At 69.2% G+C, this 15,391-nt stretch carries 13 protein-coding genes; 4 read left to right on the plus strand and 9 right to left on the minus strand.

Annotated elements, in window-relative coordinates; translation table 11 throughout:
* Window positions 1-15: 15 nt before the first annotated feature.
* The gene (gene glnA / locus ACO2Q3_RS08660; protein ID WP_423306160.1) at window positions 16-1,425 is read left to right on the plus strand and encodes a type I glutamate--ammonia ligase; all 1,410 of its coding nucleotides are present in this window, start codon (window positions 16-18) and stop codon (window positions 1,423-1,425) included.
* A 222-nt stretch (window positions 1,426-1,647) separates the two neighbouring features.
* Here the strand turns inward: glnA and ACO2Q3_RS08665 are convergent, their stop codons facing one another.
* The 3 genes from ACO2Q3_RS08665 to ACO2Q3_RS08675 form a co-directional block, all read right to left on the minus strand.
* Entirely contained in the window at window positions 1,648-2,493 is an 846-nt protein-coding gene (locus ACO2Q3_RS08665; RefSeq protein WP_423306161.1) for a DUF4097 family beta strand repeat-containing protein, read from the minus strand.
* A 26-nt stretch (window positions 2,494-2,519) separates the two neighbouring features.
* A complete protein-coding gene (locus ACO2Q3_RS08670; protein WP_423306162.1) occupies window positions 2,520-3,047 on the minus strand; it encodes a toxin-antitoxin system HicB family antitoxin in 528 nt (175 codons plus the stop codon).
* Between the two features lie 67 nt (window positions 3,048-3,114).
* Window positions 3,115-3,762: a class I SAM-dependent methyltransferase gene (locus ACO2Q3_RS08675; protein ID WP_423306163.1), complete on the minus strand. Its 648-nt coding sequence runs from the start codon at window positions 3,760-3,762 to the stop codon at window positions 3,115-3,117.
* A gap of 108 nt (window positions 3,763-3,870) precedes the next feature.
* Here ACO2Q3_RS08675 and ACO2Q3_RS08680 point away from each other — a divergent pair, with 108 nt between their 5' ends.
* Window positions 3,871-4,518 carry a hypothetical protein gene (locus tag ACO2Q3_RS08680; RefSeq protein WP_423306164.1) on the plus strand — a complete coding sequence of 216 codons (648 nt, stop codon included), beginning with the start codon at window positions 3,871-3,873 and terminating at the stop codon, window positions 4,516-4,518.
* A gap of 53 nt (window positions 4,519-4,571) precedes the next feature.
* Complete coding sequence (gene parE, locus ACO2Q3_RS08685; protein WP_423306165.1) at window positions 4,572-6,665, plus strand: DNA topoisomerase IV subunit B; 2,094 nt, start codon at window positions 4,572-4,574, stop codon at window positions 6,663-6,665.
* 177 nt (window positions 6,666-6,842) lie between these two features.
* Here the strand turns inward: parE and flaF are convergent, their stop codons facing one another.
* Together flaF and flbT are read right to left on the minus strand one after the other, a co-directional pair.
* Window positions 6,843-7,211: a flagellar biosynthesis regulator FlaF gene (gene flaF, locus ACO2Q3_RS08690; RefSeq protein WP_423306166.1), complete on the minus strand. Its 369-nt coding sequence runs from the start codon at window positions 7,209-7,211 to the stop codon at window positions 6,843-6,845.
* Window positions 7,171-7,596, minus strand: coding sequence for a flagellar biosynthesis repressor FlbT (gene flbT, locus ACO2Q3_RS08695; protein ID WP_423306167.1), 426 nt, complete (start codon window positions 7,594-7,596; stop codon window positions 7,171-7,173). The genes flaF and flbT overlap by 41 nt, the downstream gene beginning before the upstream one ends.
* 278 nt (window positions 7,597-7,874) lie before the next feature.
* Between flbT and ACO2Q3_RS08700 the strand changes: the two genes are divergently transcribed.
* Window positions 7,875-9,677, plus strand: coding sequence for a tetratricopeptide repeat protein (locus ACO2Q3_RS08700; protein WP_423306168.1), 1,803 nt, complete (start codon window positions 7,875-7,877; stop codon window positions 9,675-9,677).
* 173 nt (window positions 9,678-9,850) lie between these two features.
* On the opposite strand, the gene ACO2Q3_RS08705 is transcribed toward ACO2Q3_RS08700, so the two are convergent.
* From ACO2Q3_RS08705 to ACO2Q3_RS08720, 4 genes are all read right to left on the minus strand, one after another.
* A complete protein-coding gene (locus ACO2Q3_RS08705) occupies window positions 9,851-11,116 on the minus strand; it encodes a D-arabinono-1,4-lactone oxidase (RefSeq protein WP_423306169.1) in 1,266 nt (421 codons plus the stop codon).
* A 103-nt stretch (window positions 11,117-11,219) separates the two neighbouring features.
* A complete protein-coding gene (locus tag ACO2Q3_RS08710) occupies window positions 11,220-11,861 on the minus strand; it encodes a TetR/AcrR family transcriptional regulator (protein WP_423306170.1) in 642 nt (213 codons plus the stop codon).
* A 57-nt stretch (window positions 11,862-11,918) separates the two neighbouring features.
* On the minus strand, window positions 11,919-13,118 hold the full coding sequence (locus tag ACO2Q3_RS08715) for an MFS transporter (RefSeq protein WP_423306171.1): 1,200 nt from the start codon (window positions 13,116-13,118) through the stop codon (window positions 11,919-11,921).
* Window positions 13,115-15,385 carry a TonB-dependent receptor gene (locus ACO2Q3_RS08720; RefSeq protein WP_423306172.1) on the minus strand — a complete coding sequence of 757 codons (2,271 nt, stop codon included), beginning with the start codon at window positions 15,383-15,385 and terminating at the stop codon, window positions 13,115-13,117. Before ACO2Q3_RS08720 ends, ACO2Q3_RS08715 begins: the two co-directional genes overlap by 4 nt.
* Window positions 15,386-15,391 lie beyond the last annotated feature (6 nt).

Raw genomic sequence — 15,391 nt, forward strand, 5'->3', positions numbered from 1 at the left:
GAAGGGGATCACCACATGCCTACTCCCAAGGACATTCTGAACGAGATCAAGGAGAAGGAGGTCAAGTACGTTGACGTCCGCTTCACCGACATCCGCGGCAAGCTGCAGCACGTCACGTTCGACATCTCCCTGGTCGACGACGACTTCCTGTCCGACGGCACCATGTTCGACGGCTCGTCGATCGCCGGCTGGAAGGCGATCAACGAAAGCGACATGAAGCTGCGGCCGGACCTCAACACGGCCTACATCGACCCCTTCTACCAGCAGACGACGCTCTGCCTGACCTGCGACGTGCTGAACCCGGACACCAACGAGCCGTACAACCGCGACCCGCGGTCGATGGCCAAGAAGGCGCTGGCCTACACCGCCTCCTCCGGCGTGGGCGACACCGTGTTCTTCGGCCCGGAAGCCGAGTTCTTCGTGTTCGACGACGTCAAGTGGTCCACCGCCCCGCACAACACCGGCTACAGCTACGACAGCGTCGAGCTGCCGGTGAACACCAACAAGGACTACCCGGAAGGCAACATGGGCCACCGCCCGGGGCCGAAGGGCGGCTACTTCCCGGTGAACCCGATCGACTCCGGCCAGGACCTGCGCGGCGAAATGCTGGCGGTGATGGCCGAGATGGGCCTGGAAGTGGAAAAGCACCACCACGAAGTGGCGCCGGCCCAGCACGAACTCGGCCTGAAGTTCTCCGACCTGATCACCATGGCCGACCGCCTGCAGCTCTATAAGTACGTGGTGCACAACGTCGCCGCGGCCTACGGCAAGACGGCCACCTTCATGGCCAAGCCGATGTTCGCCGACAACGGCTCGGGCATGCACGTGCACCAGTCGATCTGGAACAAGGGCAAGCCGCTGTTCGCCGGCGACAAGTACGCCGGCCTCTCGCAGATGTGCCTGTGGTACATCGGCGGCATCATCAAGCACGCCAAGGCGATCAACGCCTTCACCAACTCCACCACCAACAGCTACAAGCGCCTGGTGCCGGGCTACGAAGCGCCGGTGAAGCTGGCCTATTCGGCCCGCAACCGCTCCGCCTCGATCCGCATCCCGCACGTGGACAGCCCCAAGGGCAAGCGCATCGAAGTCCGCTTCCCGGACCCGATGGGCAACCCCTACCTCGGCTTCACCGCCATGCTGATGGCCGGCCTCGACGGCATCGAGAACCAGATCGATCCGGGCGGCCCCGCCGACAAGAACCTCTACGACCTGCCGCCCCGCGAGCAGAAGAAGGTTCCGGAAGTCTGCGGCTCGCTGAAGGAAGCCCTCGACAGCCTCGACAAGGACCGCGCCTTCCTGAAGAAGGGCGGCGTGATGGATGACGACTTCATCGACGGCTACATCGAGCTGAAGATGGAAGAGGTCATGCGCCTGCAGCTCCACCCGCACCCGGTGGAATTCGACATGTACTTCAAGTGCTAGTCGCCGACAGCTGATGTCGAACGCGAAGGGCCGGAGAGCGATCTCCGGCCCTTTTGCTTTTCAGCCTGCCCCCTCGACTGTCATCCCGGACGGCGCGAAGCGCCGATCCGGGACCGCCGGAAGCGCTGATGGACGGCTTAGCGGCTGCGCTGGCGCTTGCCGCGGTCCCGGATATCCGCTGCGCGGATTCCGGGATGACAGACGGGTGGGGGTGATCGCCCCCTACGCCCGCTGCACCTCGATGTTGCCGCTGACCGTTTCCAGCCGCAGCTCGACGCTCTTCTCGCCCGGGCCGGGCTCCCCGGCGCTCTCCAGGTCCGAGCGGACCTTGCCGCTGAGGGTGGTCAGGTCCAGCCAGGCGGTGGTGCCGCTGGCGACGCCGACGCTGACGTGGCCGGAGACGGTGCGGGCGCGGACCTTGCCGTGGTCGGCGCGGCGCACGCGCACATGGCCCGAGGCGGCGAAGGCCTCCAGCCGGTCGCCGGCGTCGCCGACCTCGATGTTGCCCGAGCCGGTGGTCACCCTCACCTCCCCGACCGCCGACGCCACCTCGGCATGGCCGGAGCCGGTCGCCACGCGCACGTCGCGGCCCGCCTGGCCGATGACGATGCGCCCGGACCCGGTCTTCACGTCCGCCGTCCCCGTGGCGGCGTCGACGACGATGTCGCCCGAGCCCGAGCGCACGTGAACGTCCGCGCCCGCGGCGATGTGGATGTGCCCCGAGCCGGTTCCGGCGCGCACGTCGCCCAGGGGCCCCTCGGTCTCGATCCGGCCGGACCCGGTGCCGATCGCCGCCGCGCTGCCGGCCGGCGCGAAGATGGTCGCCTCGATGGCGCCGCCCAGGCCGAAGAAGGCCAGGCCGTGCTTGCGCACCAGCACCACCACCTCGTCGCCGCGCTGGGCCACCTCGGCCTCGTCGATCCAGGCCTGGGCCACCGGATCGCCCTTCATGGCGACCAGCTCGACCACGGTCTGCACGGCGGCCGGCGCGGCGATCACCCGCACCCGTCCCTTGGGGATCTCCACCCGCAGGCGGACCGGACTGGCGGTTTCGAAGACTTTGCGCATGGCGTTCTCCTTGAAATCCTTCGGGCTCAGCGCGCCCAGCCCTGGACGCGGCGACCGGGGCCGCGCTGGCGATAGCCGGACGGATCACCGCCGCCCGACGGGCCTGCCGGCCCATCCTGCAGGGCGGCGGCGGTGCGCGCGGCGGCCACCAGCCAGGTGTTCAGCGACTGGCCGCGGCGCGTCGCCAGGGCTTCGGCCCTGACCTTCAGCGCCTCGGGAATGCGCAGGGTGATGCGGGCCAGGTCGCCGGCGTCCTCGCCGGGCTCGGGCTCCAGCTGAGCCGGCGCGGCCGGGACCTCCGGCTCCGCCGTCGGCGGCGCGACCACGGCGAACACCGGTTCACGACCCTCCAGCCGCACGCTGATCGAGACCCCCGGCAGCTCGGCGGCGATCTCGCCGGCGGCCTGCGAGAGCACGTCCAGCAGCGCCAGGCGAAGCGCCGGGTCCAGCGCCAGCAGCAGGCGCTCGGCAGCCTCCTGCACCGCCTCGCCGCCGACATGGGCGGCGCGGGCGAGATCCTGACTGAGGGTGTTGATGGCGGGCGTGATGTCCATGGCGCCCATATGACACCATTTTGGTGTCACCGCAACACCATCGACCGAATCGACGTCGTGCGCCTCGTCAGGCGCGCCCCGTCACCACGATCATCGGGTCGCTGTTCCATCCCCCGGGCCGCAGCCGTTCCGCTGTGATCTCGCCGAATCCGGCCTCGTCGAGATAGAGGCCCACCAGGCGGGCGTGGTCGTCGTCGTCGAGCGACAGCCACAGCTGCACCGCCTTGGTGGGGAAACAGCGGTTGGAGAAGCTGATGGCGACGAGGCCACCGGGCCTGATCACCCGCCTCAGGTCCGCCAGCACCGCCACCGGCGACTGCAGGTACTGGATGCCGACGCAGATCACCGCCGCATCGACGCTGGCGTCGGCCAGCGGCAGCACGGGCTCGCGGTTGAGATCCTGCAGGAACCAGCGGCTGAGCTGGCGGTTGGCGGCCAGCTCCTCGGCGTTCATGCCGTGGCCGATCACCTCGCCATAGGCGACGTCCGGCGGCAGGTGGCTGATCCAGCTGGACATCAGGTCCAGCACCACCCCGCCGGGCGGCAGCGCGCGGCGATAGAAGGCGGTCAGGGCCGCGATCGCCTCGTCGTCGATGTGGGTCTCGAATCGCGGCGCGGCATAGAACGTCGCATCGTCCTCGGGGTCTTCCTTGGCGAAGGCGTTGGGCGGCAGTCCGTCGAGCTGGGGCATGTGGCCAGGGGACAACGGTCGCATCGCAAGCGCAACCCAAACTGAACGGTGTTATGATCATGGCCGGCGGCGCCGCATAGTGGCCTCGCCCGTCCGCCAAGAGACCCATACGCGTAGACCGAGGAACCGACCATGCACCGCCGCCTCTTCCTGGCCGCCCTCTCAGGGGCCGCCGCCGCGCCGAATCTTCTGTGGGCCGCGACCAAGGAGCCGGTGAGCCTCGGCAAGGTCTTCCCCTACTATGACCTCTACCTCAAGCTGCCGCCGACCGAGCGCAACCGGTTCGCCATGGCCTATTATGTGATGCGCGACGGCAAGCCGGCCGCGGGCCTGAAGGCCTGGATCATCGAGGGCGCGACGCGCACGCCGATCGTCTATGGCGCCGACGGCCACGCGCCGATGCTGCCCACCCTGGCTCAGCTGCAGAGCGCCATGATCCAGTTCGACGTTCCGCAGGACGTCAAGCTCAAGCCGACGCCCGAACTGCGCGCAACCCTGGCCTCCTCGACTCAGCTCGATGCGGCCGCCATCGGCGCGGCGATCGTCCAGGCGGACACGGCCGCGCACAAGATGGCGGGCGGCATGGCCTTCATCGTGCCCAAGATCGCCGCCGCCCAGTTCCCGGGCGCCGGGTCCGGCCAGGCCGTCGCGCCCGGCAGGGCGATGCCCCTGGCGGCCGGCAAGTACGGCCCCGTCTACAACCCGGCGAAGGAGCCGGGCGCGAGGACGATCGCCCTGGCCAAGGCGCCCAACCACATCATGCTGACGCCCGCGACCTGATCCGCGCCGCCACGCCCCATCCCGCCGGTCCGAATCCCTGCTAAAACCGGGGCATGTCCGAGGCTCCCGACCAACCCAACTTCTTCGACGACGCTCTCAACCCCGCGCCGGCCGCGCCGCTGGCCCAGTCGCACGAGCCACGCGCGACGCTGGACAAGCCCGCGCCGAAGACGCCTGCGCCCAAGACGCCCCCCGCCGGTACGGCGGCGGGGGCCGACGGCTATTCCGCCAAGGACATCGAGGTCCTGGAGGGCCTGGAGCCGGTGCGCATGCGCCCGGGGATGTACATCGGCGGCACCGACGAGCGGGCGCTGCACCACCTGTTCGCCGAGGTGCTGGACAATTCCATGGACGAGGCCGTCGCCGGCCACGCCAAGCTGATCGAGGTGAGCCTGTCGGCCGACGGCGCCCTGACGGTGAAGGACGACGGCCGCGGCATGCCCGTCGACCCCCACCCGAAGTTCCCCGAGAAGTCGGCGCTGGAGGTGATCATGACCGTCCTGCACTCGGGCGGGAAGTTCTCCGGCAAGGCCTACGAGACCTCCGGCGGCCTGCACGGGGTCGGCGTCTCGGTGGTCAACGCCCTGTCCGAGCGCGTCGAGATCAACGTGCTGAAGGACGGGGCCGAGTGGCGCCAGACCTTCTCCCGCGGCAAGCCGACCTCGCGCCTGGAACAGATCGGCGCCAGCCGCAAGCACGGCACGGCGGTGACCTTCACGCCCGACCCGGTGATCTTCGGCGAGGGCGTGCACTTCAAGCCGGCGCGGCTCTATCGCATGACCCGGTCGAAGGCCTACCTGTTCCGGGGCGTGGAGATCCGTTGGCGCTGCGATCCCAGCCGCATCACCGACGGCACGCCGGCCGAGGCCACCTTCCACTTTCCCAACGGCCTGGCCGACTTCCTGGCCGAGACCACCAAGGGGCTGGAGACGGTCACGCCGGAACCCTTCGCCGGCCGCATCGAGCGCAAGGGCGAGGCCGGCGCGGTGGAATGGGCCGTGGCCTGGACGCCGGCCGGCTTCGGCGAGGCCGACGGCTTCATGCGCTCGTACTGCAACACAGTGCCGACGCCGGAGGGCGGCACGCACGAGGCCGGCCTGCGGGCGGTGCTGACCAAGGGGCTGAAGCAGTACGCCGAACTGACCGGCGACAAGCGCGCCGGCATCATCACCGCCGACGACGTGGTCGCCCAGGCCGGCGCCATGATCAGCGTGTTCATCCGCAATCCCGAGTTCCAGGGCCAGACCAAGGAGCGCCTGTCGTCGTCCGACGCCCAGCGCCTGGTCGAGGCGGCGCTGCGCGACCCGTTCGACCACTGGCTGACCGCCCAGCCGAAGAGCGCCACCGCCCTGCTCTCCTTCGTCGCCGACCGCGCCGAGGAACGGCTGAAGCGGCGCAAGGACAAGGAGGTCGCCCGCGCCTCAGCCACGCGCAAGCTGCGCCTGCCGGGCAAGCTGGCGGACTGCTCCAACCAGTCGGCCGACAATTCCGAGCTGTTCATCGTCGAGGGCGATTCGGCCGGCGGCTCGGCCAAGCAAGGCCGCGACCGCAAGACCCAGGCGATCCTGCCGCTGCGCGGCAAGATCCTGAACGTCGCCTCGGCCAGCCTCGACCAGCTGCGCGGCAACAAGGAGCTCGCCGACCTGACCCTGGCGCTGGGCGTGCAGATGGGGGCGAAGTTCCGCGACGAGGACCTGCGCTACGAGCGGGTGATCATCATGACCGACGCCGACGTCGACGGCGCCCACATCGCCTCGCTGCTGATCACCTATTTCTACCGGACGATGCCGGACCTGATCCGCGACGGGAAGCTCTACCTCGCCCTGCCGCCGCTCTATCGCCTCAGCCACGGCGGCAAGACCGAATACGCCCGCGACGACGCGCACAAGGAGGAGCTGCTGGGCGGAATGTTCAAGGGCAAGAAGCCGGAGATCAGCCGCTTCAAGGGCCTGGGCGAGATGATGCCGGCCCAGCTGAAGGAGACCACCATGGACCCCAAGACCCGCACCCTGGCGCGGGTCAGCCTGCCCCGCGACGAGGGTCAGGTGTCGGACCTGGTGGAGACCCTGATGGGCCGCAAGCCCGAACTGCGCTTCCGCTTCATCCAGGAAAACGCCGAGTTCGCGACCGAGGACCTGGATCTGTAGGGCGCGCGACTCTCCTCCCCCCTTGGGGCAGGGGGACCCCCGAAGGGGGTGGAGGGGGCTCCAGCAGAGAGCCGCCTCAGCAACCTCGAGTGAGCGAATTCGGGGGCCGGCGCCAAGCTGGAGCCCCCATCCCCCGCTGCGCGGGGACTTCCCCCAGTGGGGGAAGAGAAAGTCAGCTCAGGCCGCGGCGGCCTCGGCGCGGCCGGACAGGCCCTGCATGATCATGCGGTTGACGTCGATCAGGGCGTCGAAGGTTTCCTGCTTGCGCATCACCAGGCTGGAATGGCGGTTGACCCACAGCGACAGGGAGATGATCTGCGCCCGCAGCGACGGGTCCAGGGCGTTGTGCTCGTCCGAGCAGTCGGTGGCGAGCGCCGACCACAGGCGCCGGTTCCAGTCCAGCGCCTCGATTCGCGTCTTGAAGTCGTTCTCAGGCGCCGCGGCCGCTTCGACGAGCGCCCGGGTGACCTGGCCGAACAGGCGAAGTTCCGCGTCTCGCGGAGACTCAGACCTCTGAGCCGCCTGCTGGTAAGCCCTTAGCGACATGCCCCAACCTCTCGTCTTCGTACTCGATCAGCTTCCGGCACAGCATCAGGGCCTTGTAGTATTCCCGGGCCATGGCGTGCCGTGAGATGTTCACGCATTCCGCCAGGATCTCAGGGTTGCGAACCGCTCCCATGAATTCCGAAAGCCGCCGGACGAATTCGTCGTAGTACCGTTGGGCGCCCGCCTCATCGAGATACATCATCATCACGGGGAAATAGATCCGTCGCGATGGCGAATTCACCTCGTCTTCCTGCATGATGTCCTTCTCGCGAAGGACAGAAGCCTTGTTCTGCAGGATCAGCGTCCCCCGGCGATCCCCGTTCTGCACCACCGCGCCGTTGAGCACGAACTTCTCGCCGGGTTTCAGCGACAGTTTCAGCGGCATGGAACGGGACTCCGAATAAGGTCCGTCTGGAAAACTACGTCAGCCCTTCCCCTCCGCTGTGCGTGTCCACGACTAGGCTGGGAAGCTTTCCGGACGCTAAAGCCGCATGGTTAACGAGGCCTTGCAAGCTTGGGTGTGCGCGTATGCCGCACCCGGCCGCTGGACGCAAAGCCTTGCAGGCGTTGAGGCTTCCCGGCCGCGGACCGGCGGCTTCACCCCCGATTAACCATACGCGCGCGAAGGAAGGGGCAGCATCCTTCGCATCAGAAAGGCGACTCATGTCGCTGCGCCGCACCGCCCAGAATTCCGCCTCTCCGATCGCCATGGGCTTCGACGAGGCCGGCCCCGAGGCCAGCCGGGCGCGGCCCCAGGCGGGCCTGGCGGGCGACGCGGCCTCCCCCGCCGCCCTGCAGCGCCTCGAGGCGGCGGTGAGCGAGGTCAGGGCCCTGGCGGTGGCGCCGCTGCTGCAGCGCGCGGTGGCCGCCATCGGCGCCGACGACGGCGAGACCGCCACCAAGCTGGCGATCAACGCCCTGGAGATCGACGAGAAAAGCGGCATGGGCTGGTACGTGCTGGCCATCGCCCGCGAGAAGGTCGGCGACTTCGCCTCGTCGCTGAAGGCCTATCAGGCAGCGCTGGAGCTGCTGCCCGAACAGGCGGAGGTGGCCAACGACCTGGGCCGGCTGGCCTACAAGCTGGGCATGATCGACGAGGCGGTGCAGCTGTTCCGGGCCTATCTGGCCCGCTATCCGAAGTCGTACGAGGGGGCCAACAACCTCGCCTGCGCCATCCGCGACCAGCGCCGCTACAGCGAAGCCATCGACATCCTGAAGCCGGCGATCGAAGCCAATCCCGAAAAGCCGATGCTGTGGAACACCCTGGGCACGGTGCTGGCCGAACAGGGCGACCTGGAGACGGCGATCACCTTCTTCTCCGAAGCGCTGCGGCTGGACCCCGGCTTCGCCAAGGCCCGCTACAACCGCGGCAACGCGCGCATGGCCCTGGGCGAGCTCGACACCGCCCTGCAGGACTGCCAGCTGGCCCTGGCCGGAACCACCGCTCCCGACGAGCGGCTGATGATGACCCTGGCCCGCTCGACGCTGAACATCGCCCGCGGCGACATCGGCGCCGGCTGGGACGACTACGAGGCGCGCATCGACCCGATGTTCGCAGACGTCACCCACTTCATGACCGACCGGCCGATGTGGACCCCGGAGGCCGACCTGAACGGCAAGACCCTGATGTTGTTCGGCGAGCAGGGCCTGGGCGACGAAGTGCTGTTCGCCAACATCCTGCCGGACATCGAGCAGGCCCTCGGGCCCGACGGCAAGCTGATCCTGGCCGTGGAAAAGCGCCTCATCCCGCTGTTCAAGCGCTCCTATCCGAACGCCGAGATCGGCCCGCACGCCACCTTCAAGGTCGACGGCAAGACGGTGCGGGGCGCGCCGTTCATCGGCGACTGGTCGCACATCGACCTGTGGGCGCCCCTGGCCTCGCCGCTGCGCCGCTTCCGCCGCTCGGTGGAGGCCTTCCCGGCCCGCGAGCGGTTCCTGACCGCCGATCCGGCGCGGGTGGCTCACTGGAAGGCGGTGCTCGACGAGCAGGCGCCCAAGGGTCCCAAGATCGGCCTGCTGTGGAAGTCGATGAAGACCGACGGCGCCCGCGCCCGTTACTTCTCGCCGTTCGCCCAGTGGGAAGCGGTGATGAGGACGCCGGGCGTCAGCCTGGTGAACATGCAGTATGGCGACTGCGCGGAGGAGCTGGCGCGCGCCCGCGACGACTTCGGCGTGGAGATCTGGAACCCGCCGGGCATCGACCTGAAGGACGACCTGGACGATGTGGCCGCCCTCGCCTGCGCCCTCGACCTGACGCTGGGCTTCGCCAACGCCACCAGCAACATCGCCGCCGCCTGCGGCGCGCCCACCTGGATCATCTCGGTGCCCGGCGCCTGGACCCGGCTCGGCACTGACCGCATGCCCTGGTACCCCCAGGCCCGCATCTTCACCCCCAACGGCTTCGGCCAGTGGGACGTGATCATGGGCGAGGTGGCGCAGGCGTTGGGCGAGGCGTTCCCGGGCTAAGCCAGCCGCGACCTCTCTGCCCTCTGTCATCCCGGAATGGGCGTCAGCCCATATCCGGGACCGCCGGAAACGCTGGAGGTCGCAGGCCGTAGCGGGCGCTGGCGTTTCCGGCGGTCCCGGATATTCGCTTCGCGAATTCCGGGATGACAGAAAGAGGGAGAGCGGGTTTCCCCCTACACCCCGAACAGGCTCGCCAGCGGTCCGTTGATGAACTTGCCATCCGGATCGGTCTGCGCCCGCACCCGCAGATAGTCCTCGGTCTTCGGGTAGAGCCGGCGCACGTCGTCGGGGCCCAGGGTGTGGCGCTTGGCCCAGTGCGGGCGGCCGGCGCCGGCCTGGAACACCGCCTCGATCTCCTTGAAGGCGCCCTGCCAGGGCATCTTCGAATACTGGTGGAACGAGATCGAGGCGCCGGGCCCCTGGTTGAACGGGCTCATCCAGATGTCGTCGCCGGCAGCCAGCCGGAACTCGAACGGGAAGGCGATCGGCAGCCGCTTGCGGCGGATGTAGGCCATCGCCTCCTTCAGGGTCTCGAGGCCGTTGGCCCGGGGGAACTCGTATTCCATCTCCTCGAAGCGGATGGTCCGATCCGACGGGAAGATCCGGTAGGCCGGCCCAACCCGGCGGGTGGCCTTGCCCTGCACCAGCATCATCATCTTCTGCAGGCTGGGGATCAGCACGGGCGCCGACTTGCCGAGGTCGAGGAAGAAGCGGAAGGCCGATTCGTCGATGTCGTTGCCGTCGACGAAGCCCGGCTCCGGCTCGGCCGGATGCAGGGTCTTGAAGATCACGTCGTCGCTGTAGGGGAAGACGAAGAACTCCATGTGCCGGGTGGCGGCGGCCAGTTCGTCGATCCGCTCGGCGACCTCGGCCAGGGGCCGGCGCTCGATGCGCTCTTCCAGGTGGTAGGCCGGCAGGACGTGGATGCGGATCGCCACGGCGACGCCGAACAGGCCCAGCGACAGGCGCTGCGCCTCGTAGAGCTCGGGGAGCAGGTCCGCGCCGCACTCGACGATCTGGCCGTCGGCCATGGCCAGGCGGAAGCCGCAGGCCTGGGTGGCGAGGCTGCCGAGCTCAGCCCCGGTGCCGTGCGTACCGGTGGCCGTGGCCCCCGCCAGCGACTGCGGATTGATGTCCCCCTGGTTGATCAGCGACAGACCCTCGGCCCACAGCGCGGCCGTCAGCCGGTTCAGGCCCCAGCCGGCCGGCGCCCAGACGGTGCGGCGATCCGGAGCGATCTCGACCTGGCCTTCCAGGTCGGCCAGGTGCAGCAGGGTCCCGTCGGTCTCGCACAGCGGCATGAACGAGTGCCCGGCGCCGACCACCCGCACCTTGCGCGCGGCGGCGATCGCCTGGCCGAGCTCGGCCTCCGTCTTCGGCCGCAGGATCTGGTCGGGCCTGGCGTTCACGCTGCCGGACCAGTTGCTCCACTCGCTCATGCGTTCTCCCGCCCCCGATGTCGGGCGGTATGATAGCTTTTGCTACCGTTCTCGCAAGCCGCCCGACGTCAGGCATGGTGCGCCCAGCGCCCCGGGCGTCAAACTATTCGAAGGTTTCGAAATACCGCGCGAACAGCAGGCAGACCTCGCGGTTGATCATGTCCGCGTCGCGGTCCGGCTCCTCCACCACCATCTCGATGGCGCTGTAGGTCAGCTCCACCATCATCCGCATGGCCACGCGCAGGCGGGCCTCGGGCGCGTTCGGGTAGTGGTCGCGCACCGCGGCGTAGAACCGGTCGGCCACCATGTCGCGCGAGTCGAAGCGCAGCCGCTGCAGGGTCGGCACCGCCCGCAGCGCCCGGCCGATCGCCGAGCCGCCGGGAAAGGCGCGGGTGACGGCGACGATCTTCTCGTGGATCGCCAGGCTGGAGGCGAAGCGCTCGTCCACCGTACGGCCGCCGAGCCCGCCGCCGTCCAGCCAGGCGATGACCAGCTGGTCCTGCGCCGCCATCAGCCGGTCGCCCAGTTCCTTGAGGATGGCGTACTTGTTGGGGAAATAGCGGTAGAGCGCCGGCGGCGTCAGGCCGGCGCGCTCGCAGATGGCGTTGGTGGTCAGCTGTTCGAAGCCGGTGTCGCGCAGCATCTCGCCGGCCGTGGCCAGCACCATCTCGAAGGTGTCCTGGCCCCGCGCCTGGGTCGGCTGGAGCTTGGTCTCCAGCGGGATTCCGCGCGGCCCTCCGTCCACGGCCGCGCCGGCGTCCCCTCGCCGCTGTCCTGGTGTCGCCCCTGCCATGCCCCTGGCTTAGCCCGAAACCGCCGGCCTGTGTCGCGACAAATGCAGCCCGCCGATGATCGCCATCGCCACGGCGGCCAGGCCGGCGCCCAGCGCCAGGGCGCCGCGCACATCGGTGTCGCTGACCACCAGCGAGGCCAGGAACGGGCCGGCGCTGCAGCCCAGCAGGGCGGCGCCCGACCCCAGCACCGCCGCGCGGCGCGTCGGGTCGGCCTCGATGGCCAGCGGCGTCAGGAACGGGGCGGCGAACAGCCAGACGAAGCCGAACGCCGCCGAAGCGGCCAGGAACACCGGCGCGGTCGGAAGGGCGGCGAACACCGCCAGCAGGCCCGTCGCCAGCGCGATCGACCCCATCAGCGCCTTGAACCAGGACACGCGCCCCGCCAGCGCCGTCGCCGCCCCGCCGCCCAGCACCTGGGCGCCCAGCGACAGCGAGATCGCCAGGCCCGCGGTCCCTTCCGGATGATGCGACTGGCGCGACAGGGGCTCGACATAGATCCAGGCCGCCAGGATGAAGGCCTGGAAGCAGAACGCCGCGGCCAGGGCCAGCCATCCCCGCCCGCTCGGCAGGCCGCCGGGCCCCTCCCCGCCCTCGGCCAGCGGCGCGAACATCGGCGGGACGAACAGGCCGGCGACCGCGGTGGCCAAGCCCAGGGCGGCCAGGCATATGAAGCCGCCGTCGACGCCGAAGCGGGCCAGCACGAAGGCGCTGACGCCGGCCACGACGCCCAGCTGCGCCAGGGTCTGCAGCGTCAGATAGACGCCCGACCAGCGCTCGGGACGCGGCGCGCGCACGATCATGGCCGTGGTCAGCCAGATCAGCACGCCGCTGGGCAGGCCGTTGACGGCCCGCACCAGGGTCAGCGCGTCCCCCGAGACCCGGGTGGTGGCGTAGTTCAGGCCGGCCATCAGCAGGCCGCAGACAAAGGCGATCAGGCGCAGGCGGCGCACGCCGAACAGCGGCCCGGCCCCGGCGGCCGCGATGCCCATCGCCAGCAGCTCCACCGTGCCGGCCTGGCCGAGCTGGGCGGCGCTGAGCCGGCCGGCAGCCTGCAGCCCGCCCAGCAACAGCGGTCCCACGCCCGCGAACATCACCCCGGCGATGCCGGCGAACAGCACCGCCGCGCGCTGGACGGCGCTGGGCGCGACTCCGATCCAGCCGCGGGGCGCAAGCTCGGCGTCCGTCACCGCCGCTGGGGCGAGGCTCAATACTTGGCCCTCAGATAGAAGCCGTAGGTGCGCGGCTCGCCGATGCTCATGACATCGAACCCGAGGCTGGCGATCGGGGTGATGTCGACGATGTTGGTCTCGCTGAACAGGTTGCGCGCCCACAGGCCCATCTCGTAGCGCCCCTCGCCGAAGCGCAGCCCGAGCTGGGCGTTGACGAAGATCCGCGCCGGGTCGCTCAGCCGCTCGGTGTTGGCGGTGTCGAAATAGACCTTGCTGCGGTAGTTGAAGTCCACCTGGGTGATCACGTCGCCGAACGAGACCGGGTAGGTGTAGCGGGCCGTGCCGTTCAGGCTGGCCTTGGGCGCCGACGGCAGGGTGTTGCCGGAATAGTTCTGCCCCTCGGAATGGAAGTCCTTGTACTCGGCGCTGAGCAGAGAGCCGCTGAGCGAGAGGTCCAGGCCCTGCATCGGCCGCGCCTCCAGCTCGGCCTCGGCGCCGTAGATGCGCGCGCCGGACGCGTTGGTGAACAGCTGCACGGTGATCAGGCCGCGCTGCACCGTCGTGTACACCTGCAGATCCTGGTAGTCGTAGTAGAAGGCGGAGAAGTTGGCCCGCAGGCGGTGGTCGAACCACTCGGTCTTGGCCCCGATCTCGAAGGCGTCGACCTTCTCGTCCTTGTAGGGGCCCAGGTCGGCGGGGTCGGTGGTCTGGCCGCTGAAGAAGCCGCCGCTCTTGGTCCCGCGGTTGTAGGTGAAATAGAGGTTGGCGTCGTCGGCCAGCTTGTACTGAAGCCCGACCCTTCCGGAGACCGAGGAGAAGGTCTTGCGGCCGTCGAACACGAAGATCGGGATCGCCCCGTTCTCCGCCTCGCTGTCGTAGTGGAACACCTTGCGGTCAGCCGAATAGCGCAGGCCGCCAGTCAGGGTCAGGCGCTCGGTCAGGTCGTAGTCCACCTGGCCGAAGACCGCGTAGCTGTCGGTCACCTGCGTCAGCGGCCAGCCGAACAGGCCGATGCTGTTGGCCACATCGGCGCCCGACGGGTTCTCCGGGGTCGGGTCGCGCAGGGCGCGCAGGATGTCGTAGGTCGAGTTGTTGCTCAGGTCGTCGTGCGCGTAATAGACGCCGCCGACGTAGCGCAGCCGGGTCTTGCCGTTGGACTGCACGCGAAATTCCTGGCTGACCGTGGTCTGCTTGGCGATGTAGCTGGCGGTGATGATCGGGATGGGGTTGGCGTCGGTCTCTTCCTGGTCGTTGCGCGCGGCCCGCTGATAGCCGGTGACCGAGACCAGGGTGACGGGTCCGAGGTCATAGTTGATGGTGTTCGCCAGGCCCCACAGCTTGACGATGTCCTTGCCGTCGAACTGGTAGTCGCCGGCATAGAGGTCCTTGCTGGTGTTGGCGTAGCCCAGGATGTTGGTGCAGGCGGCGGTGCCGTAGAAGGACGGCTTGCATGGGGCGTAGCCGACACTGCTGTCGAACGGCAGGGCCGCGTCCGCCGTCTGCGCCACCAGCGGCCGGTTGTAGGCCAGGATCGAGCCGCCGCGGGACTGGTTGTAGCTGACCGTCAGGTCGTCGGTGAGACGCTCGATGGGCTTGAAGCGCAGCATGGCGCGCAGGCCGAAGCGGTCCTGGTTGTTGCCGTACTTCCCGCTGGTGCGATCCAGGGTGTAGCCGTCGTCGCGCACATAGGTGCCGGCGAGGCGGAACAGCAGCTTGTCCGCAACCAGCGGTCCGCCCACCCCGCCCTGCATGTTCAGGCGGTTGAGGTTGCCGTACTCGACATTGAGATCGCCCTCGTAGGTGTTGGTCGGCTTCTTGGTGGTGACGTTGATCGCCCCGCCGGTGGTGTTCCGCCCGTACAGGGTGCCCTGCGGCCCGCGCAGCACCTCCACCTGCTGCAGGTCATAGAACGAGGCCAGCTGCGCCAGGGGCGAGGCGATGTAGACCCCGTCCACATAGATGCCGACGGCGCTGGCCGTGGACGGGTTGAAGTCGTTCACGCCCACGCCGCGGATGAAGATGCGCGGGTTGGCGGCGTTGTCGTCGGTCTTGATCTGCAGCGCCGGGGCCAGGCCGGACAGGCTGAGCAGGTTGGTGACGTGCTTGTCCTCGAGCGCCTGGGCGGTGAGCGCCGTCACCGAGATCGGCACCTGCTGCAGGTTCTCGGCGCGCTTCTGGGCGGTGATCACCACCTCCTGCACCGCCTGGACATCCGATGTCGCCGGCTTGGGCGGCGCGTCGGCCGCCTGGGCCGCGCCGGCCAGCATCACCACGGCGAGCGCCGTGCCCGTCAGAAGCTTGTTCATCGCGCA

It is taken from the genome of Caulobacter sp. KR2-114, assembly GCF_049446115.1.
GTDB lineage: Bacteria > Pseudomonadota > Alphaproteobacteria > Caulobacterales > Caulobacteraceae > Acaudatibacter.

Coding starts and splice junctions, on each gene's coding strand:
- glnA (WP_423306160.1), top strand. CDS start 16: ATGCCTACTCCCAAGGACATTCTGAACGAGATCAAGGAGAAGGAGGTC.
- ACO2Q3_RS08665 (WP_423306161.1), bottom strand. CDS start 2,493: ATGCGCAAAGTCTTCGAAACCGCCAGTCCGGTCCGCCTGCGGGTGGAG.
- ACO2Q3_RS08670 (WP_423306162.1), bottom strand. CDS start 3,047: ATGGACATCACGCCCGCCATCAACACCCTCAGTCAGGATCTCGCCCGC.
- ACO2Q3_RS08675 (WP_423306163.1), bottom strand. CDS start 3,762: ATGCGACCGTTGTCCCCTGGCCACATGCCCCAGCTCGACGGACTGCCG.
- ACO2Q3_RS08680 (WP_423306164.1), top strand. CDS start 3,871: ATGCACCGCCGCCTCTTCCTGGCCGCCCTCTCAGGGGCCGCCGCCGCG.
- parE (WP_423306165.1), top strand. CDS start 4,572: ATGTCCGAGGCTCCCGACCAACCCAACTTCTTCGACGACGCTCTCAAC.
- flaF (WP_423306166.1), bottom strand. CDS start 7,211: ATGTCGCTAAGGGCTTACCAGCAGGCGGCTCAGAGGTCTGAGTCTCCG.
- flbT (WP_423306167.1), bottom strand. CDS start 7,596: ATGCCGCTGAAACTGTCGCTGAAACCCGGCGAGAAGTTCGTGCTCAAC.
- ACO2Q3_RS08700 (WP_423306168.1), top strand. CDS start 7,875: ATGTCGCTGCGCCGCACCGCCCAGAATTCCGCCTCTCCGATCGCCATG.
- ACO2Q3_RS08705 (WP_423306169.1), bottom strand. CDS start 11,116: ATGAGCGAGTGGAGCAACTGGTCCGGCAGCGTGAACGCCAGGCCCGAC.
- ACO2Q3_RS08720 (WP_423306172.1), bottom strand. CDS start 15,385: ATGAACAAGCTTCTGACGGGCACGGCGCTCGCCGTGGTGATGCTGGCC.